A 17,669-nucleotide genomic window follows, 5' to 3' on the forward strand; every position below is an offset into this window, starting at 1 on the left:
ACAAAGGACCGATTGAGATGTTCAAGAAACTGACCCTCGCGGGCCTTCTGGGCCTCGGCCTCACCTCCGGCGCGTTTGCCGCCGGGGGGGAGGGCCACACCGAGGATTATGCCTTCTCGTTCGAGGGGCCCTTCGGCACCTGGGACGAGGCACAGCTGCAGCGCGGCCTGCAGGTCTATACCGAGATCTGCTCGGCCTGCCACGGCATGCAATACGTGCCGATCCGCACGCTCGAGCAGCTGGGCTATTCCGAGGAGCAAGTGATCGCCTATGCCGAGTCCTTCCCGGTGATCGACCCGGCCTCGAACCCGGAACTGGTCGACCCGGACACGGGCGACGTGGCGACGCTGAAGCCCACCGACCACTTCCCGGCGAACAACGCGCTGAATGCGCCCGACCTGTCGCTGATGGCGAAGGCGCGGGCGGGCTTCCACGGCCCCTACGGCCTGGGCCTGAACCAGCTGTTCAACGGCATGGGCGGCGCGGAATATATCGCCTCGCTGCTGACCCACTACACCGGCGACGACAAGACCGAGGCCGGCGCGGTGCTCTACGAGAACACCACCTATGGCGGCTATTTCGGCATGGCCCCGCCGCTCTACGGTGATGACGTCGTCTATGCCGACGGCACCCCGGCGACGGTCGAGCAGGAGGCCAAGGATGTCGCGGCCTTCCTGATGTGGGCGGCCGAGCCCAAGATGATGGAACGCCAGCAGGCCGGCTTTGTCGGCGTGTTCTTCCTGGTGGTTCTGTCGGTGCTGCTCTACCTCGTGAACAAGCGCATCTGGCGCCCGATCAAGTACGGCACCAAGGCCTGATCGCGGGCGACATGCTCTGAAAGACAAAGCCCCGTCGGTTCGGCGGGGCTTTTTCGTGTCCGGGTCGTCGCGCTTCAGCCGCGCTCGGGTGCCGGGCTGCCCACGTAGCTGCGGAAGGCGGCCGGCGGGTCGGCCAGGAAGGCGCCGGTGGGCACCGGGGCATGCGCCGCCCCGTCGGCCACCAACACGATGTCATCGGCAAAGAGGCCTGCATCGCCCGGGTCATGGGTCACCATCAGGACCAGCGCGCCCAGCCCCTCGGCCACCTCGCGCACCAGCTCCAGCATCTCGGCCTTGAGCGCGGGCCCCAGCGCGGCAAAGGGCTCGTCCAGCGCAAGGATCGGGCGCGCCTGCAACAGCACCCGCGCCAGCGCTGCCCGCCCCTGCTGCCCGCCCGACAGCGTGCCGGGCTTGCGCGCACCGAGGCCCTGAAGCCCGACCCGCGCCAGCGCCCCCTCGATCCGCTCGGCTTGCGCGCGATCCGGGCGTCGCCCGTCGGGCCGCAGCGCAAGACCGAGGTTGCGCGCAAGGTCCAGATGCGGGAACAGGTTGCCATCCTGGAACAGGATCGAGACCGGGCGGCGGTCGGGCGGCAGGCCGGTCAGATCCTGCCCGTCCCAGCGGATGCGCCCCGCCTCCAGCGCCCGGAAGCCCGCCACCGCGTCCAGCAGGGTCGACTTGCCCGCCCCGGAAGCGCCCAGCACGGCCACGCGCCGTCCCGGCGACAGGCTGAAATCGGCCGCCAGCGCGCCGCCCTCCATCGCGATCCGCACGCCCTCAAGTGTCAGCACGCACGCGCCCTCCCCTGTCGAACAGCCAGAACAGCCCCAAGCTGAGCGCCAGCAGCAGCAGCGCCGCGCCCGACGCGGCCTCCATCCGGTAGGCGCCCATCAGCCGGTAGACCTGCAGCGGCAGCGTCGCACGGTCGGGATCGGCAAACAGCGCGATCACGCCCAGGTCCCCCATGGCCAGCGCCGCGCTCAGCCCCGCGGCAAAGCCGATCGGCCGGCGCAGGCGCGGCACCCAGACCACCCGCAGCCAGGCCAGAGGCGTCAGGCGCAGCGTGGCGCGCAGCCGCCCGTACTCGGCCTCGACCGTCTCGGCCTCGGGGCGCAGGATGCGCAGCGCGAAAGGCAGCGCCATCAGCGCGTTGACCATGGCCGTCACCACCAGCGCCAGGTCGAACGGGTTCACCAGCGGCCGCAGGATCAGGTAATAGCCCGTGCCCAGCACCAGCGGCGAGATCGCGATGGCCGCCAGCGACAGAAGCTCGCCCCGCCGGTTGGCCAGCGGCAGCGCCCAGGCCAGGCAGAGCGCGGTGGAGCCCAGCGCGACCGAGACCGAATGCCCCGCTGCGTGCCATGTCTGCGGCCCCAGCTCCGCCAGCCCCGGCAGACCGCGCAGCACCACGCTGGCCAGCGGCACCAGCAGAAACAGCGCCGCGGCGAGCAATGCCAGCGCGTCGCCGGCGCGTGCCAGCGCGCCCTGCCCGTCCCAGCGCGGCACCACCCGGTCGCGCCCGGCACCAAAGCCGGCGGTGCGCGACAGCCGCAGCGCCACGATGCCCGCGACCAAGGCCAGCGCCAGCTGCAGCAGCGCCAGCGCCGCCGCCCGGCCCAGGTCAAAATCGAAGCGCATGGCCTGGTAGATCGCAAGTTCCACCGTGGTGGCCCGAGGGCCGCCCCCCAGCGTCAGCGCCACCGCGAAACTGGTCAGGCAAATGACGAAAATCACCGCGAAGGCCCCCGGCGCAATTCGCCGGATCAGCGGCGCCTCCAGCACGTGCCAAGTGGCGCGCGGGCCGAGGCCCAGCGAGGCGGCCAGCCGAAATCGTTCGGCCGGGATGGCCAGCCAGCCCTGCAGCAGCATCCGCACCGCCAGCGGCAGGTTGAAGAAGACATGGGCCAGCACGACCCCGTGCAGCCCGTAGATGTCGATGCGTGGCAGGCCGAGCGCGGCAAGACCCAGGTTGACCAGCCCGTTCTGACCGAACACCGCGATCAGCCCCATCGCCGCGACGATCACAGGCAGGATGAAGGGCGCGCCCATCAGCGCCACCAGCAGACCGCGCCCGCGAAAGCGGCGCCGCGCCAGCGCGCGCGCCACCGGGATTGCCAGCACCGTGCTGAACAGGGCAGACAGAAAGGCCTGCCAAAGGGTGAAGCGCAGCGCCTGCCAGTCGCCCGGCCCCAGCGTGGCCAGCCCGCCGGCGCGGATCAGAACCGCCGCGATGGGCCCCAGCGTCAATGCCGCCAGGACCCCGCCCGCGATCAGCGCGAGAGCGCGCGGCGCCATGCGTCGATGGCCTCGTCCCTCAGCGCGGCGGCCTCGTCCTCGGAATAGAACAGCACCTTGTCGGGCAGGTCGAGGGCCTGGAAGCCCTCGGGCCAAGCTTCCTGCGGCAGCGCGGCCGGGATCGACCAATTGCCGGTGGTGATCATGCCCTGAAAATCCTCGTCGAGGATGAAGCCCATGAACTGGTCGGCCAACTCCGGCTGGTCGGTGCCGGCCAGCTTCGCGGCCAGTTCGACCAGGAAGTAGTGGCCCTCGGGGAAGATCGCGGCCTTCTTGGTGAAATCCTCCTCGGCAATCATGTGATAGGCCGGCGAGGTCGTGTAGCTCAGCACCATGTCGGCCTCGCCCTCGGTGAACAGCCCGTAGCTTTCGGACCAGCCGCGCGTGACCGTGACGATCTTGGGCGCGAGGTCCTGCCACGCGGCCTCGGCCGCGTCGCCATAGACCGCCTGCACCCAGAGCACGAGCGCCAGACCAGAGATCGAGGAGCGCGGATCCTGGATCACCAACCGCAGATCGTCGGGCGCCGCGCGCAGGGCATCAAAGCTCTCGGGCGGGGTCTCGATCCGGGTCGTGTCATAGACAAAGGCGGTGTGGCTGTAGTTGAACGGCAGGAAGACATCGTCGTCCCAGTCGATCGGCAGGGTCAGCGGCGAGAGGTCCTGCCCGTGCGGGGCAAACAGGCCCGACTCGCGGGCCCGTTTCGTGACATCGGTGTTCAGCCCGATCACGACATCCGCCTCGGTCCGCGCGCCCTCCAGCAGGATGCGCGGCAGCAGGTCGCCCGGCTTGAACTGCAGGTCGCAATCGCAGCGCGCCTCGAACAATTCCTCGATCCGAGGGCCCGGCCCCCATTCCGAAACGAAATAGTCGGGGGCATAGACCGTCAGAACCTCACCCTGCGCGAACGCGCTGGTGGCCAGGAACAGTCCCGCGGCAAAGCTTGGTGCCTTCATGGCATCCTCCAATCTTGCGGCGAGAGGGCAAGATCGGCCGCCTTGTGCGCAGCGTGCCATGCCTTCCCTCCGCCGGTGCTAACCGGTTCAGGTTCAACGGGTTGATGCGGTCACGCAAATCTCAGGCGGATCACGCTCCGCCACCCCGAGGTAGGCTTGAAGGTAGGCCCGCGGCGGGGGCGGATCAAGGCGAAATCTCTTGAGACAGCGGGCGCGCTGGCCTAGAGGAACGCCAAAGGAGACCCGCGCATGAGCCTGAACACATTCGGACATCTCTTCCGCGTCACCACTTGGGGCGAAAGCCACGGGCCCGCCCTTGGCGCGACGGTGGATGGCTGCCCACCCGGCGTGCCGCTGGACGAGGCCACGCTGCAGCACTGGCTGGACAAGCGCAAGCCGGGGCAGAACAAGTACACCACCCAGCGGCGCGAGGCCGACGCGGTGCGGATCCTTTCGGGCGTGTTCGAGGGGCGGAGCACAGGCACGCCGATCCAGCTGATGATAGAGAATACCGACCAGCGCTCCAAGGATTACGGCGACATTGCCGAGAAATTCCGCCCCGGCCATGCCGACATCACCTATTGGCAGAAATACGGGATCCGCGATTATCGCGGTGGCGGCCGATCGTCGGCCCGCGAGACCGCGGCGCGGGTGGCTGCCGGCGGCGTGGCCCGCGCGGCGCTGGAAAGCCTCGCGCCGGGGCTGACGTTGACCGGCTACATGGTGCAGATGGGCCCGCGCCGAACCGATCCCACGCGCCATGACATGGACGAGATCCCGCGCAACCCATTCTGGTGCCCCGATCCGCAGGCGGCCGAGGACTGGGCCGGCTATCTCGACGATCTGCGCAAATCGGGCGACAGCGTGGGCGCGGTGATCGAGATCCGCGCCAGCGGCGTGCCCGTCGGGCTGGGTGCGCCGGTCTATGGCAAGCTGGACACCGATCTTGCCGCCGCGATGATGAGCATCAACGCGGTCAAGGGGGTCGAGATCGGCGAGGGCTTTGCCGCCGCCGCGCTGACCGGCAGCGCCAATGCCGACGAGATCACCATGGGCCCCGACGGGCCGGTCTATTCCTCGAACCATGCCGGCGGCATCCTTGGTGGCATCTCGACCGGGCAGGACGTGGTGGTCCGTTTCGCGGTCAAGCCGACCTCGTCGATCCTGACGCCTCGGCGCACGATCACGAAATCGGGGGAAGAGACCGAGATCGTGACCAAGGGGCGCCACGACCCCTGCGTCGGCATCCGCGCCGTGCCGGTGGGCGAGGCGATGGCCGCCTGCGTGCTGCTCGATCACCTGCTGCTGCATCGCGGCCAGGTTGGAGAGGCCGGCGGGCGCATCGGCCCGGCCGGCTGAGACCGGCCCGGTCAGAAATCCTTCCACGGCGCCTGGTCCCCGACGGCCAGCGCCTCGGGCGCGAATGGCACGGAATCCTGCATCTCCTCCGCCCAGCCGCCCTGTGATCCTCCCTCCGAGGGGCGATCCCGGTGCAGGACCGGCCCTTCGACCTCATCCGTCGTGTCTTCGGAAGGCGTCGTAGCAAGCGCCGGATCCCCTCCGCCGAAACGGTCCAGCAGGCTGGCCAGGCGCGAGGCCTCGGCGCTGAGCTGACGGCTGGCGGTGTTGGTCTCGCCGACCATGGCGGCGTTCTGCTGGGTCACCTTGTCCAGTTCGGCCACGCCGACATTGATTTCCTGCACGCCGGCCGATTGCTGGCTGGCCGAGGCCGCGATCCCGCCCACCATCTCGGAGACATCGGTCACGCTCTCGACGATCAGGGTCAGGGTCTCGCTCGTGGCCTGCACCAGTTTCTCGCCATCGGCGACCTGCTCGGTGCTGCTCATCACGAGATCCTTGATCTCGTTGGCCGATTCCGCCGCGCGTTGGGCGAGGTTGCGCACCTCGGACGCGACCACCGCAAACCCCTTGCCGGACGGGCCGGCGCGCGCGGCCTCGACCCCGGCATTCAGCGCCAGCAGGTTGGTCTGGAAGGCGATGTCGTCGATCACGCCGATGATCTGGGTGATCTGTTCCGAGGATTTCGCGATCGAGCCCATGGCCGCCATGGCACGGGCCATGACCTCGCCGCCCTCCTCGGCGCGGCGGCGGCCCTCGACCACCTTGGCGTTGGCCTCCTGCGCCTGCTCGGCCGCCGAGCGCACGCTTTGTGCCAGCTGGTCCAGTGCGGCGGCCGATTGCTCGAGCGTGGCGGCCTGCACCTCGGAGCGGCGCGACATCTCTCCGGACATCTCCGAGAGTTCCTCGGCATTGCGGGCCACCTGCCCCGAGCTGTGCCGCAGCGAGCCGACAAGCTCTTCCAGCGTGGCGCCCAGGTCGTTGAAATCATGGCAGAGCTGCGCATAGCTCTCGCCCAGTTCCTGCCAGTCCTCAGCCCGGATCCGGCCCTGCAGATCGCCCTCTTTCAGACGGCTCATCGCCTCGCCCAGCGTCCGGAACAGCGCGACCCGCAGGTCGTTCATCGCGCCCGCGTGGCGCGCCTCGTCCTCGGCCCGGGAAAGGCGGTCGCGCAGGGCTTCGAGGTTGCGCGCGATCTCGCCCACCTCATCCCCCCGGCCCGTGCCCGAGATCTCGACCGCGTAATCCTGGTCGACCAGCGCGCGCACCGCGTCAGCGGCGCGCATGATCGGCCGGCTCAGCCCCCGGCCAAAGGCCGTTGCCAGGATCAGGGCCAGCAGGATCACCGCGCCGCTGCTGGCCATAAGGATGAGCGGAAGGATACGGGCATTACGTTCGACATCGGCAGCCACGGCGGCGGCGCTGGCATCGATCGGGCCGATCATCTCGACCATGTCGGCGCGGATATCGGCGAGGATCGGCTTGATCTCGCGATCCGCCATGGCCTTGCGATCGAACAGGCTGAGGGTTTCCAGCCGGTCGAGCGCGGCATTCACCGTGCCCAGCTCGCCCTGGATATCGGCGACGAGCGGGCCCATGTCGCTGCGCCGCGCTTCCGGCGTGCGCGCCTCGGTGAACAGGGCGAAGGCGGTGTCGAGATCACTGGCAATGGCGTCCATATGCGCGCGTACGCGCGCCATGGCGGCGTCATCGCCCGCCACGAAATCCAGCAGCGCGGCCGAGCCCTGTTCGGCCTGCAGCCGGACATGTCGCAGCATGTCGGTCTGGCGGCCGAAATCCTGCGTCTTGTGAATATCATGCACCAACCGGGCGTTCACGGCCCAGGACACGCCCGACACGACCAGCAGCGCGACCACGAAGCACGCTGCAAGGACCATCACCTGGATACGGACCGAGAATCTGCTCATCACCTTCCTCGCCTGTTCCGACGGGTCGGGCGACACGCCCCCGTCTGGACCGGCACGCTAGTCGCGGAGGGGTAAAGAAGTTCTCAGCAGATGACGGAACCCGCGCAGAAAATGCCGCGCATTCTATTCAACGGTGCGCGCACGGGGCAGCTTGGCCAGCTGCACCGCCAGGATGCCGCCCGCGATCACCGCCACGCCCAGCAGGTCCAGCGCGCGCAGCGCCTCGCCCAGCAGCACCGCGGCGATGGCCACGCCGAGAAACGGGTTGAGAAAATGGAAGGTCGCCGCCCGCACCGCGCCGATGCGGTTGACCAGAAGCACCCAGACGAAGGTGGCGGCCAGCCCCGGCACAAGGGTGGTATAGAGGAAGGCCGCGACGAGCTGCGGCGACCAGGCGATCTGGACCGTCTCGAAAGCCAGTGCCGGCACCCAGAGCACGGCGCTGCCCACCAGCATCTGCAGGCCCACGACCATCATGTAGTTGCCGCCCGAGATCGCCCCGCGCAGCGACAGCGTGGCCACGGTCAGCGCCACGACCCCGACGACGCAGAGCGCCACGCCGACGCCGTCGACCCCGCCGCCGAACCGCGCGCCCATGATCATCGCCACCCCGGCGACCCCGGCCAGAAGGCCGGCCACGGCCAGCGCCTTCAACCGCTCGCCGAAGAAGAGCCAGCCCGACAGCGCCACCAGAAGCGGCATGGTCGAGGCGATGATCGCCGCCAGCGAGGCCTCGACCGTCTGCATCGCGACGAAATTCAGGCCGAGGTACAGGGCGTTCTGGCAGATCCCGAAGATGATCGTGGCCTTCCATTGCGCCCGCGTCAGGCGCCAGTTCTGCCCCATCGCCCAAGCGATGAGCACCGCGATCAGGCCCGAGATCAGGAAGCGCAGCGCCAGCGCGCTCAGCGGCGGGGCGGCGGCGACGATGATCCGCGCCGAGGTGAAGGCCGACGACCACATGGCCGCGAAGGCCAGGCCCATGAGTAACGCGCGCAGATCCATGGTCCTGCGATACCCATTCCGCCGGCCGGGGGAAAGGCGGTTTCCGCGCCGCAGGCAGGGTTTGCCGGAATTGCCGGAACGGGGCCCGCTTGCTACTCTGGGATCACATCATCCAATCATTGCCACGGATCCTTGTCATGCTGAAAACCATTCTCGCCACGGGCCTTGCCCTGTCTCCGCTTGCCGCCAGTGCCCAGATGGTCAATGCCGAGGACCCCGAGCGGCTGGCCCAGATCATCCGCGCCGAGGGCTACCCGGTCGAGGTCGGTACCGACAATGTCGGCGACCCCAAGATCACGGGCAAGATCCGCGGCACCACGTTCAATGTCTTCTTCTACGACTGCACCGACAACCGGAACTGCCTGACGCTGCAGTTCCAGGCGGCCTATGACGTGCCCAATGGCATCTCGCTGGAGCGGGCCAACCAGTGGAACATGGATCGCCGCTATGCCTCGGTCTATCTCGACGCGGAATACGACCCCTTTCTCGAGATGGACCTGAACATCGACTACGATGTCACGGAAGAGAACTTCCTCGACAATTTCCTGATCTGGGCCAACGTGATCGGCGAGTTCGAGGATTTCATCAACTGGTAGGCGGGGGACGAAAAATGCCCCGCCTGCATCGGGCAGACGGGGCCAGTTGGCGCGCGTGAGATCTCACGGCGCGCCGGCGGTGACTTGTTTTTCGGTAGGTCGGGCCCGGATCAGTCCGGGCGATCTTCCATCTCGGCGCGGATCTGCTGGCGCAGCACGTCGATCGGGACGGTCTTGCCGTCGCGGCGGAAGCACCAGTAGGTCCAGCCGTTGCAGCTGGGCGCGCCTTCCAGCGCCGCCCCCACCTGGTGGATGGAGCCCTTGACGTCGTCGCCGATCAGCGTGCCGTCGGCGCGGACCTTGGCCTTGTGGCGGCCGTTCATGCTCCACAGTTCTTCGCCCGGGCGCAGCATCCCGCGCTCGACCAGCTGCCCGAAGGGCACGCGCGGCGCGGCGCGGCGCGAGGTCGAGACCTGCAGCGCGGACTTGTCGAAGGGGCGCACATCGGCGATGCGGCGATGGGCCACCTCGCGATAGCCGGCATCGCGCTCGATCCCGATCCAGTCGCGGCCCAGCATGCGCGCCACGGCGCCGGTCGTGCCGGTGCCGAAGAACGGGTCCAGCACCACGTCGCCGGGATTGGTCGAGCCCACCAGCACGCGGTGCAGCAATGACATCGGTTTCTGCGTCGGATGCGCCTTCTCGCCGGTCTCGGTCTTCAGCCGCTCGCCGCCATTGCAGATCGGCAGCACCCAGTCGCTGCGCATCTGGATGCCCTCGTTCAGCGCCTTCAGCGCCTCGTAGTTGAAGGTGTATTTCGCGCCTTCGCCCTTCGAGGCCCAGATCATCGTCTCATGCGCGTTGGTGAACCGCTTGCCGCGGAAATTCGGCATCGGGTTCGACTTGCGCCAGACCACATCGTTCAGGATCCAGAACCCCGCGTCCTGCATCGCGGCGCCGACCCGGAAGATGTTGTGATAGGAGCCGATTACCCAGATTGCCCCGTCGGGCTTGAGTAACCGGCGCGCTTCCCGAAGCCAGTCTTGGGTGAACCTGTCATAGGAAGCGAAACTGGAAAACCGGTCCCACTCGTCGTCGACCGCGTCGACGCGCGAATTGTCGGGCCGATGCAACTCGCCCTTGAGTTGCAGATTATAGGGCGGATCGGCAAAGATGAGATCGACGGACCCCTCCGGCAGCCCTTTCATGACCTCGATGCAATCACCGGCCATAATCGTGTTGAGGGGGAGCGCGGGTGCGCCCGTGAGATCCGTCATCTTCGTCATTCTCTGCCTCTGTCCCCGGCGCTTGAACGCGCTCATGTGTTGGACAAAAGATGAGTCAAAGGCGATTCGGCGTCAATTTCTTTTTTGAATCAGTCACTTGCAGAATGCTCTTGATACAAGATATTGTGCACCGGCTTGAAGGAGCGTCTATGGTGTGGGGTGACACCGAGATTTCGAAGCGCCGTTTTGTGACATTTCGACGGGTAGCCGACATTCGTCTCCCAGCCATATCCGGGGTAGTGTTGCGCCAAATCCCGCATGACACGATCTCGCCATGTTTTGGCCACAATCGAGGCCGCCGCGATCGAGGGGGAACGGCCGTCTCCCCCCACGATTGCAGAGGCCGGACAGGGCAGATCGGGCGGCAGACGGTTGCCATCGACCAGCAGGTGGTCCGGCACGACCGGCAGCGCGGCCACCGCGCGGCGCATGGCCAGCAGGCTGGCCTGCAGGATGTTGAGCCGGTCGATCTCGGCGACGCTGGCCTCGCCGATAGCAAAGATCGCCTCTTCGCGCAGCTGCCGTTCGAAGGCGGCGCGGCGCTTGGCCGTCAGCTTCTTGGAGTCGTTCAGCCCCTCGGGCACGCCATTGCGGCTGAGCACCACCGCAGCGGCCACCACGGGTCCGGCCAGCGGCCCGCGCCCTACCTCGTCCACCCCGGCCACAAGGCCCACGCCCTGCGCCCAGAGCGCCTCTTCCAGTGTCATTTCCAGCGCCATGACCCGTTTCAAATCCAGAACGCGGGCCCGGGCAAGGCCAAACTCAGTCTCCGGCGAAGAGCCGCGGCCGGAACAGGCGCTGCGTCACCGCCCCCGCGCCGGTCAGGCACAGCGCCAGCACGAAGAGCCAGCCAAGGAACGGGATGAGCCCGATCAGCCCGGCCGAGAGCGCGCCGATCGCCGCCGCGATGGCACGGTCGCCATTGCTGTCGGGCATGCCGCCGCCGAACAGGCTCAGCCCCCAGGCGCCCAGCGCGTAGGCGCCCACCACATAGCCCGCCACGCAGGCCAGCACGGCACCGATCAGCAGAAACGGCGCGGCGATCAGGCCGATCACCGTGGCGCCCAGAACGAACGTGCCGCCCAGCAGCGCCGAGACCGTGACGAAGCCGGTCATCAGCCCCTGCCCCGGCGCGCGCAGCACATGGGCGCGCATCGACGCCATGGTGGCCGGGGCCAGCACGGCCAGCGCGGCCCCCAGCACGGCCACGACGAGCACGCCCAGCAGGAAGGAGATCGGCTCCTGCGCGGGGCTGTCCTTCTGCGCCTTCGCCTTGGGTTTCGACAGAGCGCGCGTCGCGCCCTCGACCCGGCCGTCGAAATCCCGCCGCTCGATCCGGTCGGCGGGCACCACGCGCTCGGGCACCGCCAGCGCGCCGGGCTCTTCCTCATAGAGGATCAGCCGCCCGCCGATGCGGGCCTCGGGGCCGAAGCGCGCCTCGTTGGCCATCAGCGCCACGTCCCCCGTCACCGGGGCGTCCAGCTCGACGATCTCGCCGGCGACCATCAGCGTGTCGCCCACGGGCGCGTCGATCTCGATCTCGGAGCCCATCACCCGCAGGTCGCCCTGCACCGGCGCGTCGACCTCGATCCGCTGCGCGGCCAGCAGGGCGTCTTCCGCGATCGTCGCCTCGATGGTGATGCGCTGCGCGGCAGCGTAGAGGCTGCCCCCCACCGGGGCGGTCACCTCGACGAAGCGGCCGGCCATGTGCGCGGTGCCGGTGATTTCGGCCTGCAGCGTGACCCGGGCACCGGCCATGAAGGCGTCGTCACGCCCCTCTGCGTCCAGCGTGGCGGTCTCGCCGGCCAGGTAGAGGTCGCTGCCCAGCTCGAACCGCTCTCCGGCCTCCTGCGCGGCGGCCGGCGCGGCCAGCAGGACCAGCCCCAGCATGAATTTCCCAAAGCGTCGCATGGCATCCCCTTTTTCGACAGCGTCCCGCCCAGCATAGCGGCCGGGCATGACGCGGGCATTGCACTGGATCAGACGACCGCCGCGATCAGCGACAGCACGGTGACCTCTTCGCTCAGCCCGTGACGCTCTGCAAGCATGCGCAGGCGGGCGCGCTCATCGGGCGACAGCTGCAGAAGGATGGGCCGGGACAGGCCGGGCTCGACCGGCGGGTCGGGGGCAAGGCCGCGTTCGAAAGCCTGGCGCAGCGCGTGGCGCGACAGGTAGGCCAGCGACAGCCGCGCCTCGGTGGTGCGCACCAGCGCGCGGCGCAGCGTGCTTGGCAGCCGGATCGTCAGCGCCTTTCTCTCGTCGCGGCGACTCATCCCCGATGCTCCCTGCGGCCTGCCGCGAAAGGTTAACAGATTGTCGGGGTGATACGACCGCGAAACGGCCCTCGGCGCGCGCAAGGAGTCCGGCAAAAGAAAAGGGCCGGCGAACCGGCCCTTTCCCGAAAGTCGTTGCGCGGGGGCGCTTACATCATGCCGCCCATGCCGCCCATGTCGGGCATGCCGCCGCCGGCTGCGGCGCCTGCGCCTTCCTTCTGCGGCTTGTCGGCCACCATCGCTTCGGTGGTGATCAGCAGGCCGGCAACCGAGGCTGCGTCTTCCAGCGCGGTGCGGACCACCTTGGCCGGGTCGATCACGCCAAACTTGAACATGTCGCCATATTCGTCGGTCTGCGCGTTGTAGCCGAACTTCAGGTCGTCGCTTTCGCGGACCTTGCCGGCCACGACCGAGCCGTCCACGCCGGCATTCTCGGCGATCTGGCGCAGCGGAGCTTCCAGCGCGGTGCGCACGATGGCGATGCCGCGGTTCTGGTCGGCATTGGTGCCCTGCAGGCCGTCAAGCGCCTTGGCGCCCTGGACCAGAGCAACACCACCGCCCACGACGACACCTTCCTGCACGGCTGCGCGGGTGGCGTTCAGGGCGTCATCGACGCGGTCCTTGCGCTCTTTCACTTCCACTTCGGTCATGCCGCCGACGCGGATCACGGCGACACCGCCGGCCAGCTTGGCGACACGTTCCTGCAGCTTCTCGCGGTCGTAGTCGCTGGTGGTCTCTTCGATCTGGGTGCGGATCTGGGAGACACGCGCCTCGATCTCGGCCTTCTCGCCGGCGCCATCGACGATGGTGGTCTCATCCTTGGTGATGGAGACCTTCTTGGCGGTGCCAAGCATGTCCATGGTGACGTTCTCGAGCTTCATGCCGAGATCTTCCGAGATCACCTGGCCGCCGGTCAGGATCGCGATGTCCTGCAGCATGGCCTTGCGGCGGTCGCCGAAGCCCGGTGCCTTGACGGCTGCGATCTTGAGGCCGCCGCGCAGCTTGTTGACCACGAGGGTGGCCAGCGCTTCGCCTTCGACGTCTTCCGCGATGATCAGCAGCGGCTTCTGCGACTGGATGACCGACTCGAGCAGCGGCACCATCGGCTGCAGCGACGAGAGCTTCTTCTCGTGCAGCAGGATCATGCAGTCTTCCAGCTCGGTGATCATCTTGTCGGGGTTGGTCACGAAGTACGGCGACAGGTAGCCGCGGTCGAACTGCATGCCCTCGACGACGTCGGTCTCGGTCTCGAGGCCCTTGTTCTCCTCGACGGTGATGACACCCTCGTTGCCGACCTTCTGCATCGCGTCGGCGATCTGGCGGCCGATTTCGGCTTCGCCGTTGGCCGAGATGGTGCCGACCTGGGCGACTTCGTCCGAGTTCTCGACGGTGCGCGCCGCGCCCTTGATCTGCTCGACGACCTTGGCGGTGGCCAGGTCGATGCCGCGCTTGAGGTCCATCGGGTTCATGCCCGCGGCCACGGCCTTGGAGCCTTCGCGCACGATGGCCTGGGCCAGCACGGTGGCGGTGGTGGTGCCGTCGCCGGCCTCGTCATTGGTGCGGGAAGCGACTTCCTTCACCATCTGCGCGCCCATGTTCTCGAACTTGTCTTCCAGTTCGATTTCCTTGGCGACAGTGACACCGTCCTTGGTGATGCGCGGTGCGCCGAACGACTTGTCGATGACCACGTTGCGGCCCTTGGGGCCCAGGGTCACCTTGACGGCATCGGCCAGCACGTTGACGCCCTTGAGCATCTTGCTGCGGGCATCGGTATCGAACTTCACGTCCTTAGCAGACATCTGATGGTCTCCTGAAATTCTGGGGTTGGTAGAGGACGGGCCGCTTGCGCCCGTCCGCGGTCAGGAAGCGGTCGCTCAGGCCGCGGCTGCGGCGGCGGTGCCCTCGATGATCCCGAGGATGTCCGATTCCTTCATGATCAGCAGGTCTTCGCCGTCGACCTGCACCTCGGTGCCCGACCACTTGCCGAACAGGATGCGGTCGCCGACCTTGACGTCCAGCTCGATGCGGTCGCCGTCATCATCACGTGCGCCGGCGCCCACGGCCACGATTTCACCCTCGGCGGGCTTTTCCTTGGCGCTGTCGGGGATGATCAGACCACCCTTGGTCTTTTCGTCGCTCTCGACGCGACGGACGAGCACGCGGTCATGCAGCGGTTTGAATGCCATCTTCGAGTCTCCTAGCTCAAAGTTATCCCTGAACGCCTCTCTCCGGGGAGGGAGGCGTTAGCACTCGCCCTCGGTGAGTGCTAACAGCGCTTAGCTAGGCAAACCGCCGTCACCTGTCAACACGGTGCCGTGAAAATTTTGAGCGGCTTCCGGGGCGTCCGGAACGGGCCTGTCGCCCCGCCACAGGTGGGGATCCGGACGGGCGGAAAAAACCGCCCCCACGGCCTTTTCTTTCGCCCCGACGCGGGTCTACCCTGTCGCCAAGGCCCGCGGTTGCGGGCAATCCGAAAGGCTCCCCCATGCCCACCCCTCCGGTCGCGCCCTATCCGCTGGCGCCCAGCGACGCGCCGCGCGTCGACAACCTGCGCGGCATCGTGCTGATGTTGCTCGGCTTCTTCCTGTTCGCCGCCTGCGACATCCAGGCCAAGGTCCTGACCGAGACGCTGAACCCGTTCCAGGTGGTCTGGCTGCGCAATATCGGCCTGTGCCTCGGCGTGCTGGTCATGCTGGCGCTGCGCGGCACGCACCTGCTGCGCACGACGAACCCGGTGCTGCAGGTGATGCGCGGACTGGTCGCCGCGGTCTCGGCCGCCTGTTTCATCTTCGCGCTGCGTTACGTGCCGCTGGCCGATGCGGTGGCGGTGTCCTTCGTGGCGCCCTTCATGGTGACCGTGCTGGGCGCCCTCCTGCTGCGCGAGCCGGTGGGCCCGCGGCGCTGGGGCGCGGTGGCGGTGGGGTTCCTGGGCATGCTGATCGTCATCCGCCCCGGCTACGGTGTGTTCCACCCCGCGATCCTGCTGGTGGTGCTGGCCGCGATGGCCTTTTCGGCGCGCCAGATCCTGTCGCGCTGGCTGTCTGGCGGCGATGGCGTGGCGACCACGGTGGCCTATACCTCGCTGACCGCAACCGCGGCGGCCAGCCTGGTGCAGCCCTTCGTCTGGACCACGCCCACCGACCCGGGCGTCTGGGCGCTGATCGTCGGGCTGGCGGTGACCGCCGGGCTGGGCGAGGTCTTCGTGATCCGCGCGCTGGACGTGGCGCAGGCGGTGGTGCTGGCCCCGCTGCAATACACGATGATCCTCTGGGGCACCTTCTACGGCTACATGGTCTATTCCGACCTGCCCGATGCCTGGACGCTGGGCGGCTGCGCGGTGATCGTGGCCTCGGGGCTCTACACGCTGCACCGCGAGCGGCAGGTGGCGCGGCGCGCGGCCGGCTGAGGCGCCTCACGCCCCGGACGCCGCGGCCTCCCAGCTATAGGCCCAGTGCACCAGCCCGGCGCGGCCGGCCTCGGTCAGGCCGTAGACGCCGGTCTCCACCTTCTCGAACCAGCCGTAATGGTTCTCGCGCATGATGCGGGTGGCCTGCGCGACCCCGGTCGACGCCGCCACGTCGCGCCCGCGCGCCGCGCCATGCTCGGCCAGGTAGGCGGCGCAGGCCAGCGAATCCTGCCGGTAGCCGGTGACGATGCCGTGCCGCGTCGCGCCCCCGTCATTGGGATCGCCACGCAGCCGCTGGAAGGCGCGCAGCAGCCGGTCACGCCGCCGCGCGCTCTTGCGCGGCGCGTAGGGGCCGGGATCGCAGTGCACCTCGACGAAGCCGTCCTCGGGGCGCACGGTGATGAAGCCCAGCCCCAGCCGCCGGCAGAGCGCAAGGTTGTCCTTGAGCGCGCGTTTCGCGCTGCGCCCGCTCGGGCGCGGCACCGCGATATAGACAAGGTCGGTGACCGCCTGCCGCGCCACCGCCTGGTGAAACAGCGCAAGGCTCAGCCGCAGCTTGAGCTCGACCACCACCGGCTCCTCGTTGCCACGCAGCGCCACAAGGTCGGCCGCGCCTACCTCGCCCTTGACCTCGTAGCCCTGCCCCACGAGCAGCGCCTTGACCGGCGCATACAAATCCCGCTCCTGCTTCATGGGCGCAGCTTTGCCGCTCCGTTCCCCCTTGTCCAGCCGGCCCCCGCGCGACAGGATGCGCGCGAGAAGGAGACGCCCCATGCGCCATGCCCTGTCCCTTGCCCTGCTCTGGCTGCTCTGCGCCGGAACGGCCCTGGCCGACTGTGCCGGGCGCGACCTGCGCGCCACGCTCGACCCCCAGACACGCGCGGTGCTGGACGAGCGGGTGGCCGAGACACCCTATCCCGAAGGCAATCACTGGCGCGCGACGCGGGGCGACACGGTGCTGCACCTGATCGGCACGATGCACCTGGCCGATCCGCGGTCCGAAGGCCCGCTGGCGCGGCTGGCGCCGCTGATCGAGGGCGCGGGGCGCGTGCTGCTGGAGATGACCGAGACCGAGCAGGCGGCGCTGGAAGAGGCGGTGGCCGGGCGCCCCGACATGATGCTTCTGTCCGAAGCGACGCTGCCCGAACTGCTGCCCGAGGCGGATTGGCAGGCCCTGTCACAGGCGGTGCAGGCGCGCGGCCTGCCGGCCATCATGGCCGCCAAGATGCAGCCCTGGTACCTGTCCATGCTGCTGGCCGTGCCCGCCTGCATGAGCGAGGCGATCCTGTCGGGCGGCGGGCTGGATGCGCGGATCGAGGCGCTGGCCCGCGCGGCCGGCGTGCCGGTGAGCGCGCTGGAGCCCTTCGACACGGGCTTTGCCGTCTTTGCCGAGGCGCCGATGGATCTGCAGCTGGCGATGGTGCGCTCGGCACTGGCCAGCCCCGAGGCCAGCGAGGACCTGTTCGAGACGCTGCTGGCCGCCTATTTCGACGAGGCCCATGCCGAGGGGCAGATCGTGCTGGAACTGCTCTCGCCGCAGCTGACCGCGCTGGATGGTGCGGAAAGCGGCCCGGTCTTCGACGCGGTCGACCAGCGCCTGCTGACCGCGCGCAACCGGGCCTGGCTGCCGGTGCTGCTGGAGGCCGCCGAAACGACCCAAGGCCCGGTGGTGGCGGCCTTCGGCGCCGCGCATCTGTCGGGCGCGAACGGCGTGCCGGCCCTGCTGGAGGCCGAGGGCTTCACGCTGGAGCGCCTGCCCTTCTGAGCCCCGGGGCGCGCGCGCGGACCCCGCGCGCCCCGCGCCCAA

The 17,669-nt window shown here is 68.7% G+C and carries 17 protein-coding genes and 1 riboswitch; of the genes, 5 read left to right on the forward strand and 12 right to left on the reverse strand.

What is annotated here, in order from left to right; all coding sequences use genetic code 11:
* Positions 1-17: 17 nt before the first annotated feature.
* Positions 18-818, forward strand: coding sequence for a cytochrome c1 (locus tag AVJ23_RS02265; protein WP_058860517.1), 801 nt, complete (start codon positions 18-20; stop codon positions 816-818).
* A 74-nt stretch (positions 819-892) separates the two neighbouring features.
* Here the strand turns inward: AVJ23_RS02265 and AVJ23_RS02270 are convergent, their stop codons facing one another.
* The 3 genes from AVJ23_RS02270 to AVJ23_RS02280 are packed head-to-tail and all read right to left on the reverse strand — an operon-like array spanning position 893 to position 4,069.
* Positions 893-1,609, reverse strand: a complete 717-nt coding sequence (locus AVJ23_RS02270; protein WP_058860518.1) for a thiamine ABC transporter ATP-binding protein — start codon at positions 1,607-1,609, stop codon at positions 893-895.
* The gene (locus AVJ23_RS02275; protein WP_058860519.1) at positions 1,596-3,113 is read right to left on the reverse strand and encodes an ABC transporter permease family protein; all 1,518 of its coding nucleotides are present in this window, start codon (positions 3,111-3,113) and stop codon (positions 1,596-1,598) included. Before AVJ23_RS02275 ends, AVJ23_RS02270 begins: the two co-directional genes overlap by 14 nt.
* The gene (locus AVJ23_RS02280; protein WP_058860520.1) at positions 3,089-4,069 is read right to left on the reverse strand and encodes a thiamine ABC transporter substrate-binding protein; all 981 of its coding nucleotides are present in this window, start codon (positions 4,067-4,069) and stop codon (positions 3,089-3,091) included. The genes AVJ23_RS02275 and AVJ23_RS02280 overlap by 25 nt, the downstream gene beginning before the upstream one ends.
* A 47-nt stretch (positions 4,070-4,116) precedes the next feature.
* Positions 4,117-4,227, reverse strand: a riboswitch (TPP riboswitch).
* Positions 4,228-4,318: 91 nt separating this feature from the next.
* On the opposite strand from AVJ23_RS02280, the gene aroC reads away from it, so the two are divergent.
* Positions 4,319-5,428: a chorismate synthase gene (gene aroC / locus AVJ23_RS02285; RefSeq protein WP_058860521.1), complete on the forward strand. Its 1,110-nt coding sequence runs from the start codon at positions 4,319-4,321 to the stop codon at positions 5,426-5,428.
* 11 nt (positions 5,429-5,439) lie between these two features.
* Here the strand turns inward: aroC and AVJ23_RS02290 are convergent, their stop codons facing one another.
* A complete protein-coding gene (locus AVJ23_RS02290) occupies positions 5,440-7,356 on the reverse strand; it encodes a methyl-accepting chemotaxis protein (protein WP_058860522.1) in 1,917 nt (638 codons plus the stop codon).
* 123 nt (positions 7,357-7,479) lie between these two features.
* Entirely contained in the window at positions 7,480-8,361 is an 882-nt protein-coding gene (locus AVJ23_RS02295) for a DMT family transporter (RefSeq protein WP_058860523.1), read from the reverse strand.
* Between the two features lie 137 nt (positions 8,362-8,498).
* Here AVJ23_RS02295 and AVJ23_RS02300 point away from each other — a divergent pair, with 137 nt between their 5' ends.
* Complete coding sequence (locus AVJ23_RS02300; protein WP_058860524.1) at positions 8,499-8,957, forward strand: YbjN domain-containing protein; 459 nt, start codon at positions 8,499-8,501, stop codon at positions 8,955-8,957.
* 110 nt (positions 8,958-9,067) lie between these two features.
* Here AVJ23_RS02300 and AVJ23_RS02305 read toward each other — a convergent pair whose 3' ends face one another.
* The 6 genes from AVJ23_RS02305 to groES all read right to left on the reverse strand — a co-directional run bounded on the left by AVJ23_RS02305 (position 9,068) and on the right by groES (position 14,642).
* The gene (locus tag AVJ23_RS02305; RefSeq protein WP_058860525.1) at positions 9,068-10,183 is read right to left on the reverse strand and encodes a site-specific DNA-methyltransferase; all 1,116 of its coding nucleotides are present in this window, start codon (positions 10,181-10,183) and stop codon (positions 9,068-9,070) included.
* An 89-nt stretch (positions 10,184-10,272) separates the two neighbouring features.
* Complete coding sequence (gene rnhB, locus AVJ23_RS02310) at positions 10,273-10,902, reverse strand: ribonuclease HII (protein ID WP_058860526.1); 630 nt, start codon at positions 10,900-10,902, stop codon at positions 10,273-10,275.
* 43 nt (positions 10,903-10,945) lie between these two features.
* Positions 10,946-12,094, reverse strand: coding sequence for a DUF8173 domain-containing protein (locus tag AVJ23_RS02315; RefSeq protein ID WP_240484488.1), 1,149 nt, complete (start codon positions 12,092-12,094; stop codon positions 10,946-10,948).
* 68 nt (positions 12,095-12,162) lie between these two features.
* Positions 12,163-12,456 carry a hypothetical protein gene (locus AVJ23_RS02320; RefSeq protein ID WP_058860527.1) on the reverse strand — a complete coding sequence of 98 codons (294 nt, stop codon included), beginning with the start codon at positions 12,454-12,456 and terminating at the stop codon, positions 12,163-12,165.
* 149 nt (positions 12,457-12,605) lie between these two features.
* Positions 12,606-14,255, reverse strand: coding sequence for a chaperonin GroEL (gene groL / locus AVJ23_RS02325; RefSeq protein WP_058860528.1), 1,650 nt, complete (start codon positions 14,253-14,255; stop codon positions 12,606-12,608).
* Between the two features lie 75 nt (positions 14,256-14,330).
* Positions 14,331-14,642: a co-chaperone GroES gene (gene groES / locus AVJ23_RS02330; RefSeq protein ID WP_058860529.1), complete on the reverse strand. Its 312-nt coding sequence runs from the start codon at positions 14,640-14,642 to the stop codon at positions 14,331-14,333.
* A 299-nt stretch (positions 14,643-14,941) separates the two neighbouring features.
* Between groES and AVJ23_RS02335 the strand changes: the two genes are divergently transcribed.
* Positions 14,942-15,862 (forward strand): DMT family transporter, encoded by a 921-nt coding sequence (locus AVJ23_RS02335; protein WP_084794227.1) that lies wholly within the window; start codon positions 14,942-14,944, stop codon positions 15,860-15,862.
* Positions 15,863-15,868: 6 nt separating this feature from the next.
* Here the strand turns inward: AVJ23_RS02335 and AVJ23_RS02340 are convergent, their stop codons facing one another.
* On the reverse strand, positions 15,869-16,555 hold the full coding sequence (locus tag AVJ23_RS02340) for a DUF2161 domain-containing phosphodiesterase (RefSeq protein WP_058860794.1): 687 nt from the start codon (positions 16,553-16,555) through the stop codon (positions 15,869-15,871).
* 79 nt (positions 16,556-16,634) lie between these two features.
* Here AVJ23_RS02340 and AVJ23_RS02345 point away from each other — a divergent pair, with 79 nt between their 5' ends.
* Positions 16,635-17,627 carry a TraB/GumN family protein gene (locus AVJ23_RS02345; protein WP_058860530.1) on the forward strand — a complete coding sequence of 331 codons (993 nt, stop codon included), beginning with the start codon at positions 16,635-16,637 and terminating at the stop codon, positions 17,625-17,627.
* Positions 17,628-17,669: the final 42 nt, after the last annotated feature.

The organism is Pseudoponticoccus marisrubri, from assembly GCF_001482405.1.
In the GTDB taxonomy this organism is placed as follows: domain Bacteria; phylum Pseudomonadota; class Alphaproteobacteria; order Rhodobacterales; family Rhodobacteraceae; genus Pseudoponticoccus; species Pseudoponticoccus marisrubri.